General features: G+C 36.4%; 15 protein-coding genes and 2 pseudogenes. 13 read left to right on the top strand and 4 right to left on the bottom strand.

What is annotated here, in order from left to right; translation table 11 throughout:
* Nucleotides 1-89 precede the first annotated feature (89 nt).
* The 4 genes and pseudogenes from ACHZEU_RS05910 to ACHZEU_RS05895 form a co-directional block, all read left to right on the top strand.
* The gene (locus ACHZEU_RS05910; RefSeq protein ID WP_404804189.1) at nucleotides 90-1,184 is read left to right on the top strand and encodes a helix-turn-helix domain-containing protein; all 1,095 of its coding nucleotides are present in this window, start codon (nucleotides 90-92) and stop codon (nucleotides 1,182-1,184) included.
* A gap of 76 nt (nucleotides 1,185-1,260) precedes the next feature.
* Nucleotides 1,261-2,757: pseudogene (locus ACHZEU_RS05905) on the top strand (carboxypeptidase M32).
* 336 nt (nucleotides 2,758-3,093) lie between these two features.
* Nucleotides 3,094-3,360, top strand: a complete 267-nt coding sequence (locus ACHZEU_RS05900; RefSeq protein ID WP_054550783.1) for a hypothetical protein — start codon at nucleotides 3,094-3,096, stop codon at nucleotides 3,358-3,360.
* 436 nt (nucleotides 3,361-3,796) lie between these two features.
* Nucleotides 3,797-4,075: pseudogene (locus ACHZEU_RS05895) on the top strand (carboxypeptidase M32); the annotation flags it as partial.
* Between the two features lie 64 nt (nucleotides 4,076-4,139).
* On the opposite strand, the gene ACHZEU_RS05890 reads toward ACHZEU_RS05895, so the two are convergent.
* From ACHZEU_RS05890 to ACHZEU_RS05875, 4 genes are all read right to left on the bottom strand, one after another.
* Nucleotides 4,140-5,801, bottom strand: a complete 1,662-nt coding sequence (locus tag ACHZEU_RS05890) for a b(o/a)3-type cytochrome-c oxidase subunit 1 (RefSeq protein ID WP_404804188.1) — start codon at nucleotides 5,799-5,801, stop codon at nucleotides 4,140-4,142.
* Complete coding sequence (locus ACHZEU_RS05885) at nucleotides 5,788-6,279, bottom strand: cytochrome b5 (RefSeq protein ID WP_004269330.1); 492 nt, start codon at nucleotides 6,277-6,279, stop codon at nucleotides 5,788-5,790. The genes ACHZEU_RS05890 and ACHZEU_RS05885 overlap by 14 nt, the downstream gene beginning before the upstream one ends.
* Nucleotides 6,280-6,303: 24 nt before the next feature.
* Nucleotides 6,304-6,426, bottom strand: coding sequence for a hypothetical protein (locus ACHZEU_RS05880; RefSeq protein WP_009370491.1), 123 nt, complete (start codon nucleotides 6,424-6,426; stop codon nucleotides 6,304-6,306).
* Nucleotides 6,427-6,763: 337 nt separating this feature from the next.
* A complete protein-coding gene (locus ACHZEU_RS05875; RefSeq protein WP_004269332.1) occupies nucleotides 6,764-7,225 on the bottom strand; it encodes a chemotaxis protein CheX in 462 nt (153 codons plus the stop codon).
* Between the two features lie 482 nt (nucleotides 7,226-7,707).
* Between ACHZEU_RS05875 and ACHZEU_RS05870 the strand changes: the two genes are divergently transcribed.
* The 9 genes from ACHZEU_RS05870 (at nucleotide 7,708) to pxpB (ending at nucleotide 18,109) form a co-directional block, all read left to right on the top strand.
* Nucleotides 7,708-8,721, top strand: coding sequence for an ABC transporter ATP-binding protein (locus ACHZEU_RS05870; protein WP_026023343.1), 1,014 nt, complete (start codon nucleotides 7,708-7,710; stop codon nucleotides 8,719-8,721).
* Nucleotides 8,696-9,673 carry an ABC transporter ATP-binding protein gene (locus ACHZEU_RS05865; protein ID WP_036077504.1) on the top strand — a complete coding sequence of 326 codons (978 nt, stop codon included), beginning with the start codon at nucleotides 8,696-8,698 and terminating at the stop codon, nucleotides 9,671-9,673. The genes ACHZEU_RS05870 and ACHZEU_RS05865 overlap by 26 nt, the downstream gene beginning before the upstream one ends.
* Nucleotides 9,670-10,461 carry an IclR family transcriptional regulator gene (locus tag ACHZEU_RS05860; RefSeq protein ID WP_279494520.1) on the top strand — a complete coding sequence of 264 codons (792 nt, stop codon included), beginning with the start codon at nucleotides 9,670-9,672 and terminating at the stop codon, nucleotides 10,459-10,461. Before ACHZEU_RS05865 ends, ACHZEU_RS05860 begins: the two co-directional genes overlap by 4 nt.
* A gap of 32 nt (nucleotides 10,462-10,493) precedes the next feature.
* A complete protein-coding gene (locus ACHZEU_RS05855) occupies nucleotides 10,494-12,074 on the top strand; it encodes an ABC transporter substrate-binding protein (RefSeq protein WP_016991919.1) in 1,581 nt (526 codons plus the stop codon).
* 67 nt (nucleotides 12,075-12,141) lie between these two features.
* Nucleotides 12,142-13,074 carry a nickel ABC transporter permease gene (gene nikB, locus ACHZEU_RS05850; RefSeq protein WP_036077499.1) on the top strand — a complete coding sequence of 311 codons (933 nt, stop codon included), beginning with the start codon at nucleotides 12,142-12,144 and terminating at the stop codon, nucleotides 13,072-13,074.
* The gene (locus ACHZEU_RS05845) at nucleotides 13,074-13,976 is read left to right on the top strand and encodes an ABC transporter permease (protein ID WP_016991918.1); all 903 of its coding nucleotides are present in this window, start codon (nucleotides 13,074-13,076) and stop codon (nucleotides 13,974-13,976) included. Before nikB ends, ACHZEU_RS05845 begins: the two co-directional genes overlap by 1 nt.
* A 107-nt stretch (nucleotides 13,977-14,083) precedes the next feature.
* Nucleotides 14,084-16,810 (top strand): M14 family metallopeptidase, encoded by a 2,727-nt coding sequence (locus tag ACHZEU_RS05840; RefSeq protein WP_404804187.1) that lies wholly within the window; start codon nucleotides 14,084-14,086, stop codon nucleotides 16,808-16,810.
* 5 nt (nucleotides 16,811-16,815) lie between these two features.
* Nucleotides 16,816-17,430: a pyroglutamyl-peptidase I gene (pcp, locus tag ACHZEU_RS05835; RefSeq protein ID WP_048390017.1), complete on the top strand. Its 615-nt coding sequence runs from the start codon at nucleotides 16,816-16,818 to the stop codon at nucleotides 17,428-17,430.
* Nucleotides 17,414-18,109: a 5-oxoprolinase subunit PxpB gene (gene pxpB, locus ACHZEU_RS05830; RefSeq protein ID WP_404804186.1), complete on the top strand. Its 696-nt coding sequence runs from the start codon at nucleotides 17,414-17,416 to the stop codon at nucleotides 18,107-18,109. Before pcp ends, pxpB begins: the two co-directional genes overlap by 17 nt.
* Nucleotides 18,110-18,111: the final 2 nt, after the last annotated feature.

The following is an 18,111-nucleotide window of genomic DNA, read 5'->3' as shown; positions in this document are numbered from 1 at the left end:
TTTAAAGTTTGCTGCAGTTTTTTTCATTCACAACTTATATCATAAAAAAAATTATCGCCTCTACTATAATGAAATTAGGAGGGATGTGGATGAACAACATTGTACAGGAGATGATTGATTGGATTGAGCTTCATCTATTAGAAGGATTTTCATTAGAGCAATTAGGAAAGGATATAGGTTATTCTCCTTATTACTGTTCTTTTAAATTCCATCAGACGACAGGGATGACGATTAAAAAATATAGATCACTACGTAAAATTTATYTTTHTAMTATTGCATTAAAAGATCCCCAAAAGAAAATAATCGACATCGCCTTTCACTACGGCTTTTCATCGCAGGAATCCTTTTCTAGAGCTTTTAAAAGGTATTTTGGTATAAGTCCGAATGATTACAGAAAGTCTCCTCAACCTTTACAAACCTTTGTAAAGTTGAGATTACAGGATGATGGAGGATGGTTGACGATGGATATTTCTCAGAAATTAAAAATTGAAGCATTACAAGAGAAGATTAATGCGCAATACGATCAAGAGCTATTGAATGTATTAAATGGTCAAATGAKGTATGAGGAGTTAGAAAAACAAAAATTAATGGGCAACAGTGATTACGTTCCTTTCAATGAAGCGATGTGTGCGAATCCAACGATTAGTCCGATTTTCAGTGAAGAATTTAATAAACTGCGTGCTATAGGGCATGAGGTGTCTTTACAGCAATATGAGCAGGTGACATTGAAGCCGTTGAAGCCATTGTTAACAAATGACTATAAATGTATTGTTTTATGGTTTGGAGATGATATGTTTTGTCAGATGAATTTATTGACCGTCCTTGCTTTCCTAGAGCAACAAAGTTATCAAGGCAAAGTCTATTATTATATGGTCAAGGAAATGACCTATGATGTGGAAGAAACAGAGATAGAACTTGGACCGTATGGGGAGGTCTATCAAGAGGTCTTAATGCACCATCGTCTACCCAAGACAACGTTTATACCTGTCATGTATCAGGGCATTCAATTATTTTTCAGCTATTTAAATGAAGAGAATGAGATCACTACGTATATAAAAAAACACCTCAATCTATCTCAAAATGACCTGTTAAAGCAATTGTTTTCCCTATTTCCACACTATGGATTAGGGGATAGACAATACATCAAAATAATAGAGAAGTTAAAAAAGGAATATTCTGAATAATTATCCTAGAAAGTCCGCAATATACAAAATTTTCGAAAATATGATAAACTTATAACGTGAAAAGGAGGATGAATGCATGACTGTTCAACAATTTACAGACTATGTGAAGAAAATGCAGCATTATGAGGAAGCGCTCAATGTGATTTATTGGGATATGCGGACGGGTGCACCGAAAAAGGGGTTAGCACAACGTTCTGAGGTAATTGGTACATTATCAGCCTCCTTATTTGATATGCAGACGAGTGAGGAACTAGGAGAGCTTCTAGCAGCATTAGAGGCACAAAAAGCTGATCTTGACTATGTAACACTACGTTTAGTAGAAGAAGTAAGAAAGAATTACGATCAAAATAAAAAAATCCCTGCGAATGAATATAAAGAATTCGTCATTCTTCAATCGAAGGCAGAAACGGCTTGGGAAGAAGCGAAGGCGACGAATAATTTTGCTCTATTCCTACCATACCTAGAAGAAATCATACAATGGCAGAAAAAATTCATTCAATATTGGGGCATTAAAAATGGATCTCCATACAATACATTACTAGATTTATATGAGCCAGATATGACAACAGATGTCGTAGATCAAGTATTTGGTGAATTACGAGAGTCTATTGTGACGCTTGTTCAAAAAATTGTTCATTCATCGAATAAACCCGATACTAGCATGTTATTTAAGCATTTCCCGCGTGAGGCACAGCGTGAATTATCGTTAGAATTGCTTGCTCAGCTCGGCTATGACTTCGATGCTGGTCGCTTGGATGAAAGTGTTCATCCATTCATGATTGGCTTAAACTATGGTGATGCGCGTATTACGACGAAATATGATGAAAATGATTTCCGTTCAGCTATTTTTGGCACAATTCATNAGTGCGGTCATGAGATGTAGTAGCAAAATATKGATGAGAAACTTGCAGGACTGCCATTAGCGACTGGTACATCGATGGGGATTCATGAATCACAATCATTATTTTATGAAAACTTTGTCGGCAGAAATGAAAAGTTCTGGGAGCATAACTACGGACGTCTTCAGCATTTTTCACCAGCTCAATTTGGTGATGTAGCGTTAGCCGATTTTTTACGTGCCATTAATATGGTAGAACCATCATTGATTCGCATTGAAGCAGATGAACTAACATATCCATTACATATAATGATTCGCTATGAAATTGAACGTGACCTGTTCAATGGGGATTTACAGGCGAAGGATCTACCACAGTTATGGAATGATAAATATGAGGAATATTTAGGTATTCGTCCTGAGACAGATGCACAAGGAGTGCTACAAGACATGCATTGGTCAGGTGGTATGTTTGGCTWYTTCCCRTYCTMKKCATTGGGGAYGATTTATKCAGMACARTGGAAGCATGCGATKGACAAGGATATTCCTAATTTTGATGAATTACTAGAAAAGGGAGAGCTACTACCTATTCGTGAGTGGCTAACTGATAAAGTTCATCAATATGGGGCATTGAAAAAGCCATTTGAATTGCTGAAAGAAGCGACAGGGGAAGGCTTAAATGCTAAGTACCTAGCAAACTATTTACAAGAAAAATATACGAAACTCTATCAATTATAGTGAAAAAAGCGATTTCTCTTACATGAGAAATCGCTTTTTTATAGGAAATTATGCTTACCACAATTGATAGCHTTTGAGCCGCTGRTGAGTTTGAAATAATATCKATAATTGGTACTGTGTAAGCGAATAAAATTAAGGCTACTAAAATAACAAGTTAAGATTGAAAGTAAGCTACATTTCATGTTACATCAATATTTTTTATATAATGTTCAACATAATAAAGAGTCATTTTTAAATTGAACTATTGTGTTAAACAATCTGGCCAGATTGTTGAGTAAATATTTTTTTGTGTAGCTTATGTATGATACTTTTTTAAAAAATTTAGGGGTGATTATGGTGACACTTAAATGGTTGTGGATATTGGTTATTGCATTTTGCGTACTAGAATGGATTTCAATCCCATTCATAAGTGCATTTACAGGAAAATTGTATCAAGTAGTTGATGGTGTATTAATAATTACTTTTATTATTTATCCATTATTTTTCTTGACTACTCTTTTATTATTACAAAAGGGGAATAAAAAAATTGGTGCAGTAATTTTGCTTATTCCACTAATAGTGTATGCCCCCGTGTTAATAAGTCTTCAAACGTTGGTTAAATAATGAATTACTAATTGAGTTAACGTAGCGCTTTGTACAACAAGAGTTTCAAATATTATCGAACTTTAAGAAATTTAATCAATCCCATTAAATAAGAGCAAGTTTTGAACAATCATTTTTTCAAAACTTTCTCTTTAGTTTTGTTCTCATATCAAGGTTGATATCGTTAATTTAATCAAACTTTATTACAAATCTACTCAACAAGAAGTATTTGGGTATTTATGTTAGAATTCGATTAAGTTTGTGAAGTATATGTAACTTGGTAACTTTTATATGGAAAAGAAGGAACATAGGCAGATGGAAAATATAATAAGTTAATTAATGCAATTCCTGCTCAAGAATATGATGTTATGGGACAACTATTTAAATTTATGAGTAATTGAGGGATTTACTTGACGATTTTCAGAGTAAGCAACATCGAGAGACATGTTAGTGAGTGTCAGGTGGCATGTTCGATTACTTCCCATCCTATGCGTTAGGTATGATTTATGCCGCGCAATGGAAGCACGCGATGGACAAGGATATTCCTAATTTTGATGAATTACTAGAAAAGGGAGAGCTACTGCCAATTCGAGAGTGGCTAACTGATAAAGTTCATCAATATGGAGCATTGAAAAAGCCATTTGAATTGCTAAAGGAAGCGACAGGGGAAGGCTTAAATGCGAAGTACCTAGCAGACTATCTACAAGAAAAATATACGAAACTCTATCAATTATAAAGTGAAAAGAGCGATTTCTCGTTACAGAGAAATCGCTTTTTTATAGGAAGATGCGTTTGGATGCTTACCACAATTGATAGCCTTTGGAGCCGGCTGGTGAATTCGAAATAATATCGATAATTGGTACTGTGTAAGCGAATAAAATTAAGGCTACTAAAATAACAAGCCATATTTTAAAGTTTTCTAAAATAGCTGGTGTCGGACCGCTAAGCTCATGTACATCACCTACTGGGAATTCCTCTTCGCCTTTAGGTGCGAACCAAGCTAATTTCACTACGATATAAATGATCACAAGGATGGCGATAAAGAGAATTGTTCCACCCACAGCTTGTGCGATTTGATAAGGAATCCAATCGTAAGCCTGCTGAGCGCCACCATATTCTGAGTAATCTGAGCGACGAGGCGCACCAATCAGACCAGCAATATGCATTGCTGAAGACATAATCGTCATACCAGTAGCCCATAAGATACCAGCAAAATTACTAAGATTATTTAAAGACTTCGAAAGTGTACGGCCTGTTAAATGTGGAATTAACCAGAATGCCGCACCGAAGTAAGTTAAAACAACAGCTGTGGCAATCGTTAAATGGAAATGCCCTGTAACCCAAATAGTATTATGAATTAATTGGTTCATTTGATAAGAGGCATTGACAATTCCGCCTGCACCACCTGGAATAAATGACACCATACCGATAAATGGTACGAAGAAACGAGCATCCTTCCAAGGTAATTTTTTAAACCAACCAAATAGTCCTTTGCCACCTAATTCACGTCCACGTAACTCGAACATTGCAAACATCGAGAAGGCCGTCATGAGAGAAGGCACGATTACAGCAAATGTTAAAACAACTTGAATGAACTTCCATGTACCATCAATACCAGGCTCTGTTAACTGATGGTGAATCCCAACAGGAATAGAGAAGAGTAAGAACAGCATAAACGAAAGTCTTGCTAAAGAATCGGAGAAAATTTTCCCGCCAATTACTTTTGGAATAATCACGTACCACACCATATAGGCAGGTAATAACCAGAAGTATACAAGTGCATGACCAAAATACCAGAAAAGGGTACGCGATAATGCCACATCGACACGCTCAATTAAACCTAAGGACCATGGTAACAATTGAATTAAAACAGAAGCTGCCACACCAAGCGTTGCCACGAACCACATTAAATTATTAACAACTACCATAAATGATAGTAATGGGCTGCGTTGTCCACTCGCTTTATTTTCTTTGCGCCACTGGACATAACGTAAAATTTGACCTGCGCCGCCAACCCAAGAACCAACTACGACGAATGTAAGACCTAAATAGAAAATCCAATGTGCCTTTAATGGCGCATAGAAGGTATAAAGAACAGTTGCTTTATTCAATAACACCATCGTTGCGGCAGCAGCTGTACCAATCGTCATTAACCAGAAACCAATCCAGCCAAGTCTTCTCTGAGTATCAGTGAACGTACCAGATGTTCGACTTACACTTGCAATTTGGAAGCCGTAAATAAAGAATGTAGTTAATATAAGACCGAGTAATACACCATGAACTGTTAATACTTGATAATAACCAATGCCTGCTGGTAATGTAAATTGACCAGAACGTACAAAAACCTGTAATAAACCTGCAAGACCACCTAATAACAATGCGATAAATGCCACGTAAATATGTGCCATTGCTAGCTTTGCATCTCGACGATCCACTTTTGTCATTGAATTAGTGTGACTCATTTGAATCCACCACCTTTAGCATAGAGTGCATCATCGTATGTCCTGTACCACAATACTCATTACATACGATTAAAAACTCGCCGACCTTATTGACTTCTGTTACATATTCCGAAATATAGCCAGGCTCAAGCATCATATTGATATTCGTACCTGCAACCTCAAAACCATGCATAACATCCTCGCTTGTCGCGATAAATTTCACTTTTGCACCAAGTGGAACCTCAATTTGTGGAGGATTATAATTGAATGCAGAAGCAACTACTACCACTTCGTAATCCCAATCTTTACCTTCAACCTTATGGACACCTGGATTATCAAAAGGCGCTGTCTCTTTCACTTTCTCGTAATCTAGTGTTTTTTTACCATTGTTTGGATGGGAGCCTTGATGAAATGCTCCGATACCGAGAATGATCAGGAATGCCACTAAAGTGGTAACTCCAAACACAAGCCAGTATTTCTCATACTTATGTATGTGCATATATTTCTGTCCCTTCTTCGTAGATTAAAACCGTCCAATGAACAAATCGAAGCAGTACACCCAAAGTAAAATGATGATAATACCTACTCCAAAAACTGCATAGAGTGAACCTTTTAAATTTTCATCTGACTTCTTTTTATTTGCCATTWTTGMTCCTCCTACGCTTTTTATTGTTGTGTTWCTTACAGTCATCATATAAAAATCCCCTGCATTTTGATGTGAAAAAAATCACACTTCTAGAGGGATTATGTGAAAAAAGTGTGAAGGAATTACGAGAGAAAAAAAACAAGCCATCTCAAAAGTCATTGAGATAGCTTGCTCACCGACTATATTTTGCTTATTTTAGTAAAAATAAAAGATTTTAAGGTAGGGAGAACCGTCATTCTCATTCCCTTGTGTGCGAATGATAAATCTTACTTGCATGTGTGCTGTCTGTTGAGCATACAATGTCTTATTTGGAACATTCCTCAAACCTACTTGTTTTCTATTCCGCTTCTTCCTCAATCGTTAATAGAACTGTTAGGGCACCGACGCTTGGGACCGAAACTGGGAGAGCAAATGCCTTTTCAAAGCCATATAATTTTGTATTGCCCACCATCACCGTTGGCGGAGTGATATCAATTTCTAAGCTTTCTTGCCCAACAGCTGTACATAAATTTCCTGCAATCATGTTACCAAATTCCCCTGTAAAGGATTCTAGCATTTCTCCTTCAAGCGGCATACCGAACATGGTACTACCGATCCCGCTGAACACTTCGGGAGAGGAGTCAATGATGACGCGTCCCTTTAAATCTCCGATTAAGCCAATTAATACGCCCATTTGTTGTTGTTGAAAGGGTTCAGAAATAATACTAGGCGACTTTACTTCTATATCCATAGGAAGAATGGTTTTTAAAGCGTGAATTGTCCCGTTTAAAATAGTTTGAAAGTACTTCGAATTACTCATCATTACCGCATCCTTTTTCCGACTTTTCTACATCTTACCATGTAAAAAGGGTAAGATGAAAGTATGTCTTGACGAATTCACGTGAAATTTATAATATATTAATGAGAATGATTTTCAAATTCAATGTAAACGTCTGAAAACTTAACGAAAAATAACTAAGAAGGAGCGGTTCGCAATGACTTTCGTATTGATTGGAGCAGCTGTAGTGATCTATATTGGAGTTGGAAAATACGTCATGAACCAGGCAACTGCACATTTGAAATAAGAGCTAATACTTGTTAAATATCTTTAGGCATGGTCCGAATATTCGGACCATGTTTTTTTGTATTTCTAGGAATGATAAAAAAATTAAATGTTTTTTCGGAATAATTTAATTAAGAGGAATTTTTATTTTTTTCTGAAAACTATTGAAATAACCAAGTTTTTTCTGTTAAGATTTTAAAAAATGGAATCGCGTTTCATATTTTGGAACGGAGGGGGAAATGAGTTTGAATATTTTAGAAGTAAGCGATTTGAAAATAGGTATTCAACAAAATAAAAAAGATATTGCCATTGTGAATGGAGTATCATTTCAACTTGAAAAAGGAAAAACTTTGGGGATTGTAGGGGAATCAGGTTGTGGAAAAAGCATGACATCACTTTCACTTATGGGATTGTTACCTGCCGGGGTTAACTGGCAAGGTGGAGAAGTTTACATAGATCAAAAACAAATTAATAAAAAGTCGAATAAGGAATGGCGAAAGATTCGTGGGAAAAAAATTTCTATGATATTTCAAGAACCAATGAGTTCGCTCAATCCAGTATATAAGGTCGGTTCCCAAATTATGGAAATGATTCATAGCCATGAAAAAATTTCAAGGAAAGAAGCTCATGAACGTGCCGTTGATATGCTTCGTCTCGTAGGTATTCCTCGTCCAGATAAAGTAGTGAATGAATATCCTCATCAATTATCAGGAGGAATGCGACAAAGGGTTATGATCGCCATGGCATTGGCTTGTGGACCAGAAATATTAATTGCAGATGAACCTACTACAGCATTAGATGTGACAATCCAGGCTCAGATTTTAGATTTAATGAGAGACATACAAGAAAAACTAGATATGTCCATCATTTTAATTACCCATGATCTTGGTGTAGTAGCAGAAATATGTGAGAAAGTAATTGTGATGTATGCTGGTGAAATAGTGGAAGAGGCAACAGTGCTAGATTTGTTTAATTATCCGCTTCATCCATATACAAAAGGGTTATTAAATTCATTGCCTGACATTGAATCAGAACAAGAGTACCTTCCATCAATAGAAGGGGTGGTGCCATCACCATCCGATATGCCTTCAGGTTGTAGATTTTTCGATCGCTGCGAATTTGCAACAGATCAATGTAAAAAGAAGCCTGATCTATATACAACCTCTATTGGTACCAAAGTTAGATGTTGGCTGTACGAAGAGAACGAAGTAGGAGGGGGAATTGTCAATGGGCAGTCCATTGTTAGAAGTTAAACACTTAAAGAAATATTTTCCAGTTAAAGGATCACGTTCAGGTCATTTAAAAGCAGTAGATGATGTTTCATTTTTTGTAAATGAGGGTGAGGTTTTAGGAATTGTCGGAGAGTCTGGGTGCGGAAAGTCCACTATGGGTAAAACATTAATTCAGCTTCTAACACCTACTGAGGGTGAAATTTTACTGAATGGAGAAAATATTGCCACTCTTAGCCCAAAAGAGGTACGTCAAAAGCGCCGTGATATGCAAATCATCTTTCAAGACCCTTTTTCTTCCCTTAATCCTCGTATGAAGGTGTTTAAAATAATCGAAGAACCTTTGGTGAATTTTGGAATAGGTACAAAGGAAGAGAGAAAACAACGCGTTTATGAAGTAGCTAAACAGGTTGGACTTACACAAAAGCAGTTAGAACGTTTTCCACATGAATTTTCAGGTGGTCAAAGACAACGGATTGGAATTGCTCGAGCATTAGTGTCCAATCCAAAATTGATTGTTGCAGATGAACCAGTATCTGCTCTGGATGTTTCCATTCAATCTCAAGTATTAAATATTATGAAAGATTTAAAAAAGGAAATGAACCTTACCTACATTTTCATATCACATGATTTAAGTGTAGTGCATCATTTTTGTGACCGCATAGGGGTAATGTATTTAGGAAAGTTAGTGGAAATGGCAGATAAACACGAATTATTTAATAATCCTAAACATCCATACACAAAAGCTTTACTATCGGCATTACCAAAATCTCATCCTTCAAAAGTAAAGGAGCGAATTGTGCTAAGTGGAGATGTTCCCAATCCTGCTAATCCACCATCGGGTTGTACATTCCATACACGATGCCCAAACTGCATGGAAATATGTAAAGTGACACCTCCGAAATTTAAAAAAATTGGCGATAAGCATGAAGTTTCCTGTTTACTTTATGAAGAGCAAATGGAGCGATTAACATGAGCAAAACATTGGAAAAAGGTATTAATATTTTAACGTTATTTACTGAAGAAAAACCTTCTTGGCGGTTAGACGAGCTAGCGATCGAAACGGATATTCCTAAACCGACTTTACATAGGTTTTTAAAAACATTTACAGATTTAGGCGTATTAAAACGTCCTTACGTTCAAAGCGGTGGACAGTTAGTATTGAGTGATCATTATCTACTTGGGAATAAACTCATTGAATTAGGTGCAATTGCTGCAAATTCAATTGAAATTCGTTCTTTGGCTATGCCGTATATGAAGATGTTGCAACAGAAGTTTGACTTGGCTGTTCAACTAAGCATACTGGATGAAACAGATGGTCTTTATATCGAAAAAATCGAAAGTTTAAAACCAGTTTTATTATATACACGGGTGGGGAGAAGAGCACCTCTTTATGCAGGCGCTTGTTCAAGAATACTTTTATCCTTTCAATCAGAGGAAAAAATTAGTGAGGTACTTCAAAAAACTCGTAAAAAATATGCTAGTGGAACACCTGTTACTGATGAAGAGATATTTGAACTAATTGAATTTGGGAAAAAAAATGGCTATGCCTACAGCGTGTCAGAATTGGAAGAAGGCACTGTATCAATAGCAGTACCGATTTTCAATAGTGAACGCAAGGTAGAATACTCGATTAGTATAGCGGGCATAGAGACACTCATACCAAAAGAAAAAATAAATGGATTTTTAGAAGGTCTGTGGGAAACGGCAGCTTCAATATCTGCTGAACTAGGTTATTCGATGCCATATCCTTATGGCGTATAGATAGCACAAATACAAAAGGGGATGAACAATGTATGAAGAAACAAAAATGGATTGCGCTATTACTTGTTTGTATAATGATTGTTTTAACAGCATGTAGTGGCGGTACATCATCAAAAGACGAAAGTAAAAATAGTAGTAAATCATCTGGTGAAAATCCAGCAGCAACACGTGGAAATGAATTAGTTATTCGTGTGGCAGGAGACCCACAAAACTGGGACCCAATTGATACATTTTTACTTGCTTGGAGTACAGTAGCAACATCGGTATTTGAAGGATTAGTTAGTCGTTCTTTAGATTTAGAAATTCAACCAGGGTTAGCGGAATCTTGGGAATATATAGATGATAAAACGATTGTTTTTAAACTACGACAAGGTGTTACCTTCCATAATGGCGAACCGTTTAATGCGGAAGCAGTTAAATTTACATTTGATCGTCTACTAGGAGAAGAAGGTCAACAAGGTCCGCAATATTCAAACTATACGTCGATTGACAATGTTGAAGTGACAGGTGACTATGAAGTCACTATGCACCTAAATGCCATTGACCCAGTATTATTGACTAAACTTTCAGGATATGGTGCTGTCATCGTACCACCTAAATATATCCAAGAACAGGGTGCAGAGAATTTTGACATGAAGCCTGTTGGTACTGGTCCATTTAAAATGACTGATTATCAACGTGATAAACAAGTAGTTATTGAGCGATATGAAGATTATTGGAATAAAGATGCTATTAAACTAGATAAAGTAACATTTAAAGTGATTCCAGAGACAGCGACGGCACTGGCAGAATTACAAACAGGAAATATTGATATTATGACACGTTTAGAGGTTTCGCAAGCGGCAACAGCAGAAGGAACTGATTTCATTGAATTAAAGGATGTGTCCACTCCTACAGCGTATTCAATTCGTTTTGATACAGCACAAAAGCCTGTTGATGATGTACGTGTTCGTCAAGCGATTAACTATGCCATTGATAAGGAAACAATAGTGAAAGAAATTTTAGGTGGCTATGGCAACCTCATTAGTTCGTTCCAAAGTAATCTATCTTTTGGCTATAACAAAGATTTAGAGCCATATCCATATGATCCAGAAAAAGCAAAAAAATTACTTGCAGAAGCTAAGGTTCCTGAAGGTACTACACTTGAATTCTTTATTCCAGGTACGGATGGAACATTTAAAGAAATAGCCCAAGCAGTAGCATTTTATTTACAAGAAGTGGGATTAAAAGTTTCTATTAATAGTGTGGAAAATACTACATTCCAATCAGAGTTAATACCACAAGGGAAAGCTGGTCAAATGTATAAAAATGGCTGGGGTGGTTGGACTTTAGATTTTGATAATACAGCTTATTTAATGTATCACGAAGGGGAATTCTGGAATCCATCCTATAAAAATGAAAAAGTTGAACAATTATTAGCGGCAGAGCGAGCAACGATTAATAATGAGGAGCGTCAAAAAATCTTTAAAGAGCTGACAGAAGTGTTATATGAAGATGCTGCAGAAGTTAATTTATATTCTGAGGTTGAAATATACGCAGTGAATAAACGAATAAAAGATTTCCAACCACCTCATGATGGCCGCTTTAGATTTGAAGGTGTCACTGTCGAGTAAGTAAAAAATTATGAGATAGTATGCTTGTCATACTATCTCTTTCATTTCAAATTAGGAGGATGGAATTATGCTTTCCTATATACTACGACGTTTATCGCATACAGTGTTGGTGATAATTGCTGTCTCATTAATTATATTTTTCGCCATTCGTTTAACGGGGGATCCGGTAAGCATCATGTTCGGTGCTGGGGAACCTTCACAACAAGCAGTAGAGGAACTGACAGCAAAGTTGGGTTTAGATAAGCCTATTTGGGAGCAATATATCATATTCATGAAAGATTTAGTAACGCTTGATTTTGGTACATCGTATCGTTCGAATAGTCCAGTTTTGGAAATGTTGTTAGAACGAGCATGGCCAACACTAGCACTTGCTTTAGGGGGGATGACTGTAGCATTGTTAATCGCTATTCCTATCGGTATCCTATCTGCAGTTTATAAAGGCAAGTCCATTGATATTTTTGGTCGTATTTTTTCTTTATTAGGTATCTCTTTCCCTAATTTTTGGTTAGCGTTTATGCTAATCTTGATCTTTGCTGTTCAGTTAAAATGGTTACCTGTATCGGGCTTTGATGGGTTTAGCTCATTGATCCTGCCATCCATTGCATTGGGTCTGATTTTATCTGGTATTTTAGTTCGATTAATTCGTACCTCTATGCTTGAGGTGCTTAAAATGCAATATGTGACAACTGCTCGAGCAAAAGGAATTAGAGAATGGCTTGTCATTATTCGACATGCCTTTCGAAATGCCTTATTGCCAACTGTGACGTTTGTTGGGTTACAGTTCGGTGGACTTTTAGGGGGGGCTGTTATTGTAGAGCAAGTATTTTCTTGGCCGGGAATCGGAAGATTAATTGTTGATTCTATTAATCAACGAGATTATCCAGTCGTACAGGGTGGAGTAATTCTCCTAGCTCTTATCATGATTGTCGTCAATCTAATTGTGGATTTATGTTATTCATTAATTAACCCAAAAATACGCACTGGAAGAGGTGACAATTAATGACACAGATAATGGAAGCAGAAACAGTCGAAATAAAAAAGGTTAGTAGAATAATAAGTATTTTAAAGTTTATTAAAAATAATCCAACTGGGATAATCGGTCTATTATTAGTTGTCACGACTATTCTATGTGCGATATTTGCCCCTTATATTGCTCCACATGATCCAGGAGCAGCTAGCTTAGGACATCGTCTAGATTTGCCTAAATGGTTAGACGATACTGGTAAATCTCAATATTTACTTGGGGGAGACCAAGTTGGACGGGATTTGCTAAGTAGGATTATATATGGTGCTCGTATTTCCCTTTTGGTAGGGATTTGTGGTGTGCTCATTTCGTTAGTCCTTGGAACATTTCTTGGAATTGTGTCAGGGTATTTTGGGAAATGGATGGACGATTTAATCATGAGGTTAGCTGAAGTTCAATTAGGTCTGCCATTTATTTTACTAGCAATTGTAATTATGAGTGTATTTGGAACAGGGATTGAAAAAATCATTATTATTCTTGGACTTACATATTGGGTTAGTTTTGCTAGGCTAATTCGAGGGGAGATTTTAGCTCTAAAGGAACAAGAATATATACAGGCTGCAAAGGCAATCGGAGGCACACATTTTAAAATTATCCTTAAGCACATCTTACCAAATGTTGCTTCTTCGATTTTAGTGTTAGCAACGATGTGTATCGCAGAGTTTATCTTATTAGAGGCTTCACTAACATTTTTAGGGTTAGGTGTTGAACCGACAGTACCTTCGTGGGGCGGAATGTTAGCAGACAGTCGGAATTATATGACGTCAGCTTGGTGGATTTCTGTATTTCCAGGTATTGCAATTATGTTAACTGTACTAGGCTTTAATTTACTAGGAGATTGGCTACGAGATCGCTTAGATCCAAATATGAAAGTTTAGGTGATAGTGTGAACTCTAAAATATTTTCAATTTTATTTAATAAGAATGAAACCCTAAAAAAGCCTTCTTTATTTATAAACTTACCTACAAATCTTGTTCCAATCGGATTGATTGATTTTTGTGCGAGGTTAGGCTTAGAGTCAAATGAAATAGATTTTGATTTATTTCAAGCGTCTAATCAGCAGTACTCAATGGAATTTTTACAACATAGTAGTACATTTATTTCACAGAATGGGTCTATCTTTACACTCTATTATGAGACTGAGTCTTCGCTGTCAACGTTGTTAAGTACGATAGCAAGTGAAGGAATGGCCGAAACGCATACAGATATTCCATCCTCTTATTATGAAAGTTTAAGTCATCTGTGGTCAGCCTATGGAACTGGTGAGAAGGACGAGGCACATCCACATCAGCATTTAAGTGTGAAAATTAATTTACAACAAGAAATCACGTCAAACGCCATTATAAAAGAAGTTTGCTATCTTGCATTACGTTTAGGACTGTATGCTACCTCTGTTTCTTTACCAGTTGTCACAGAAGATCATCGACAGTTCTCGATTGATATCAAGCAAGGAACTGAAAATTTCATGGAGTTAAGTTCTAGAAACGTTATTCAAATTTGTGGTACTAAAGATTGCTTACCGACTGTCCTACATTCAATAGCAAAAGAAAAGCATGTGTCTGAAGGTGGCTTATTTGGTGTTTGGGAGCTAAACGAAAAACAAGTAAATGTAGCAGATTTGTTGTATGAAACAACATGGGAAGATGAATCGGAAGCATCGTATATTTTAAATGCTTTGCAAGATGAACCAAATAAAATGCTTGATGCTGAAATCTATCTTACAGCTTCTAAAAAAAATCGAGATGAATATTGTTTAGATTTGTATAAGAAATTTTCAAATTTAAAGACAATTACAGTTCGCTCTGCGTTTAAAACAGGGTTATACTGGATATTAGAGGAAGTACTTCCATCTGTTTCGGGTCATTTTGAACAAGTAAAAATAATATGTAAAGATGGGGTTAATCAAAATGGTTTAGAACAGCATAATCGCTGGATTATGGAACTTTACCCAGTGGACGAATTGATTGAAATGCAATATGGCATACCGAAAGAAAATGTACAATTTGAGCTTTCAAGCACACAGCAGCACATCTATAGTGTCTATGTTGATGATCTATTAATTGCTGAATTAAATCCGCTGATTAGTGAATTGGATTATGTTGATGGTCAGAGAAAAGTCTATCCAACTACAGCAGGGTATAGGTTATTTGAAGATGGGAAACTGGTTCAAGAAAATGCAATATTGTCAGATCGTGAGCGTTTCTATAAAACGTATATCAATGAGTTTCTTCCTCAGATAGTGGGAAAATTAAATATTGATGTAACAAATCGTGATCAAGGACAATTGTTCCCTTTATTTGATCGCATCGAAATTGACTTTACTTCATCTGGAATTGAAGAAGAATTAAACGTGAAGCAAGAAGCAAACTCGTCCTTTGAAGCGTTATACGAAGACCTTTATTTTAACACGCTTGATTATTTTAATGAACTCGGTCGCCGATTAGTTAATCAACCTTATCAAGCTCCTGGTGGTATTATTCCCTTTATTCATATAGAGGAAAATATTTATAAGCCTATTAAAAGTGTAATACGGGCATACAAATGGCATGAAAAAACCAATTTAGTTCCAGTTGCAAAAAGAATTTTATTTAACCAAGAGGGGCAATTTGAAACAGTAGAAATGTATTTAGGTAATTATCTGAAAGTAATGGAAATGAATGATAATTTAAAATACAAAATTAAAAATGTTTATCAACTATCAACGCGGTATCAAAATTATTCTGAGGTCAAACTAAATTATGGGGATATATCTTACAAAGGGAATGTCATTCCATTTTTTGAAGTGACTGAGCCTATTACTAGTGACTTTTATTCAGGACTTAAAAAATCGGATGAAAAGCATACGATTGTCTTTGAAGCGGGCCATCATCCAAACGAAGTATCTAGTACACCTGCTATATTAGAGCTCATGGAAGATATTATTTGTCACCATCCTGAAATCTTAAAAAAGATTAATATAATCATTATTCCGCTATCAAATCCAGATGGTTATGAAATAATGGAGAGCTTGACAAAAGAACATCCAAAATGGAAACATCATGCTGCAAGATTTAATGCGGTAGGTTTAGAGTTTGCCTATGTCAAATTCCAAGAAAGTGTATTTGGTGAGGCAAATGTTTTACCACTTATCTTAAAAAAATGGGCACCTGATATAGTGATTGATGATCATGGAATCCCTGCTCGTGAATGGGTTCAACCATTCGCAGGATATGCGTGTCCACCTATTTTCCCTGTTTCTTACACGCTTCCAAGTGCTAAGATCTACGGAATTGGTCGATATGCGGATTATGATACGAGGGAAGTCCAGGCTACGAATCTAGAACGAGTAGCTGAAAAAGTGAATATGATTTTTGAGGGTACAATATTTGCCCAAGAAAATGCTTATTGGCGTGAACGCTACTATAAATATGGCACAAAGTGGGATCCACAAAAGTACCCAATTGAAGAAATGGGAAATATAAATTTTTATCGAAGTATGGAAGTTACGCCAACATACTCATCTGTAAGTATATTACGCTACCCGCAGTGGGTGGCTCTAGATATCATTTCTGAAGTGTCTGATGAAATTGTTTATGATGAAGAATTAACTTCTTGTATTGAAGCACATAAATTATTTAATCAAGCTATTATTGAAGCAGCACTTTCTACTAAAGTAAATAAAATTAAACAATTTGGACGCTACTTTAAAAAACGTCCGATAGAAATCAGGTGACAAATATGACAAAAATATTAGTAACAGGGTTTGAGCCATTTCTTGATTATAAAATAAATCCAACGATGCAAATTGTGGAAGAATTAAACGGAAAGAAAATAGATTGCTATGATATCGTCGGACGAATTCTATCTGTAGATTTTCAGCAATCAGCGGAGCAATTAAAACACCATATAGAAGAAGTGAAACCACAAATCATTATTTCATTAGGATTGGCTGCAGGACGTTTTAAAGTAACACCAGAGCGCATTGCTATTAATGTGAAAGACGGAGAGCCTGATAATAATGGCTATACACCAGTTGATGAGCGTATCCATGAGGAGGGGGCAGATGCTTATCTAACAAACTTACCAATTCGCAGTATGGTAAATCGTTTGCAGGCAGAAGGATATCCAGCGGAAATCTCTAATACAGCGGGTACATACTTATGTAATAACATTATGTATGAGGGGCTCGCTTATGCACAGCAACATGAAGGGGTTCGTGCTGGCTTTATTCATATTCCAGCATCATTTGAGCTGGCCATCCAACATGGCAAAATTCCCGGCTGGAGTATTAGAGATTTAGTAGCTGCGGTACAGCTTTGTATTGAGGAGACGGCACGTGCAACCAATCATTGATTTTCCGCATTCCATGTGGATTAGTCAACATACTATTCGTTTTGCATTCAAAGAGGAAATTTCTCACTCAAACTTTCACGCGGTCCAAGCGTTCAATCGGTTTCTGAAACAGCAGCTCCAGCATCACCTAATTGAAAGTGTTGCAAGCTACCATACAGTAACAGCTTATATTAAACAAAAAATAGATATTGAACGTTTAAGGACGCAGTGGCTTGAGATGCAAGCCTCCACAACAATTGATAAAGGAACGAATCGACTTTTAAAAATACCCGTCTGCTATGATGAGGAATTTGCTTTAGATCAAAAGCGTGTCATGGATTTCACAGGTTTACCTTTTGAGGATATTAAAACTTTGCATATGTCTAAAAGCTATTATGTTTATTTAATCGGCTTTTTACCAGGCTTTCCATACTTAGGCGAGCTTGATTCTAAATTATTTGTGCCCCGCTTACAGAAACCAAGGGCATCTGTATCAGYAAGYKYYGWTKGGGTTGGAGGTGGACAAACAGGCATCTATCCTGTTGATTCACCTGGAGGCTGGAATATTATAGGGAAAACACCTTTGGATTTATTTGATGCTCATGGCAAAGAGCCATTTTTATTTGAACTTGGTGATGAAGTTCAGTTTTATGAAATAACCAAAGAGCAATTTTGGGAAATGAAAAGCAAAGGAGTGTAGCA

The organism is Lysinibacillus sp. S1 (assembly GCF_044986265.1).
Classification (GTDB): domain Bacteria; phylum Bacillota; class Bacilli; order Bacillales_A; family Planococcaceae; genus Lysinibacillus; species Lysinibacillus capsici.
The sequence above is the reverse complement of the archived record's forward strand: the minus strand, read 5'-3'. Positions and strand labels throughout refer to the sequence as shown.

Bases quoted from the DNA above. Each gene is read 5' to 3' on its own strand.
- ACHZEU_RS05890 (WP_404804188.1), bottom strand. From the start codon at position 5,801: ATGAGTCACACTAATTCAATGACAAAAGTGGATCGTCGAGATGCAAAG.
- ACHZEU_RS05885 (WP_004269330.1), bottom strand. From the start codon at position 6,279: ATGCACATACATAAGTATGAGAAATACTGGCTTGTGTTTGGAGTTACC.
- ACHZEU_RS05880 (WP_009370491.1), bottom strand. From the start codon at position 6,426: ATGGCAAATAAAAAGAAGTCAGATGAAAATTTAAAAGGTTCACTCTAT.
- ACHZEU_RS05875 (WP_004269332.1), bottom strand. From the start codon at position 7,225: ATGAGTAATTCGAAGTACTTTCAAACTATTTTAAACGGGACAATTCAC.
- ACHZEU_RS05870 (WP_026023343.1), top strand. From the start codon at position 7,708: ATGAGTTTGAATATTTTAGAAGTAAGCGATTTGAAAATAGGTATTCAA.
- ACHZEU_RS05865 (WP_036077504.1), top strand. From the start codon at position 8,696: ATGGGCAGTCCATTGTTAGAAGTTAAACACTTAAAGAAATATTTTCCA.
- ACHZEU_RS05860 (WP_279494520.1), top strand. From the start codon at position 9,670: ATGAGCAAAACATTGGAAAAAGGTATTAATATTTTAACGTTATTTACT.
- ACHZEU_RS05855 (WP_016991919.1), top strand. From the start codon at position 10,494: ATGAAGAAACAAAAATGGATTGCGCTATTACTTGTTTGTATAATGATT.
- nikB (WP_036077499.1), top strand. From the start codon at position 12,142: ATGCTTTCCTATATACTACGACGTTTATCGCATACAGTGTTGGTGATA.
- ACHZEU_RS05845 (WP_016991918.1), top strand. From the start codon at position 13,074: ATGACACAGATAATGGAAGCAGAAACAGTCGAAATAAAAAAGGTTAGT.
- pcp (WP_048390017.1), top strand. From the start codon at position 16,816: ATGACAAAAATATTAGTAACAGGGTTTGAGCCATTTCTTGATTATAAA.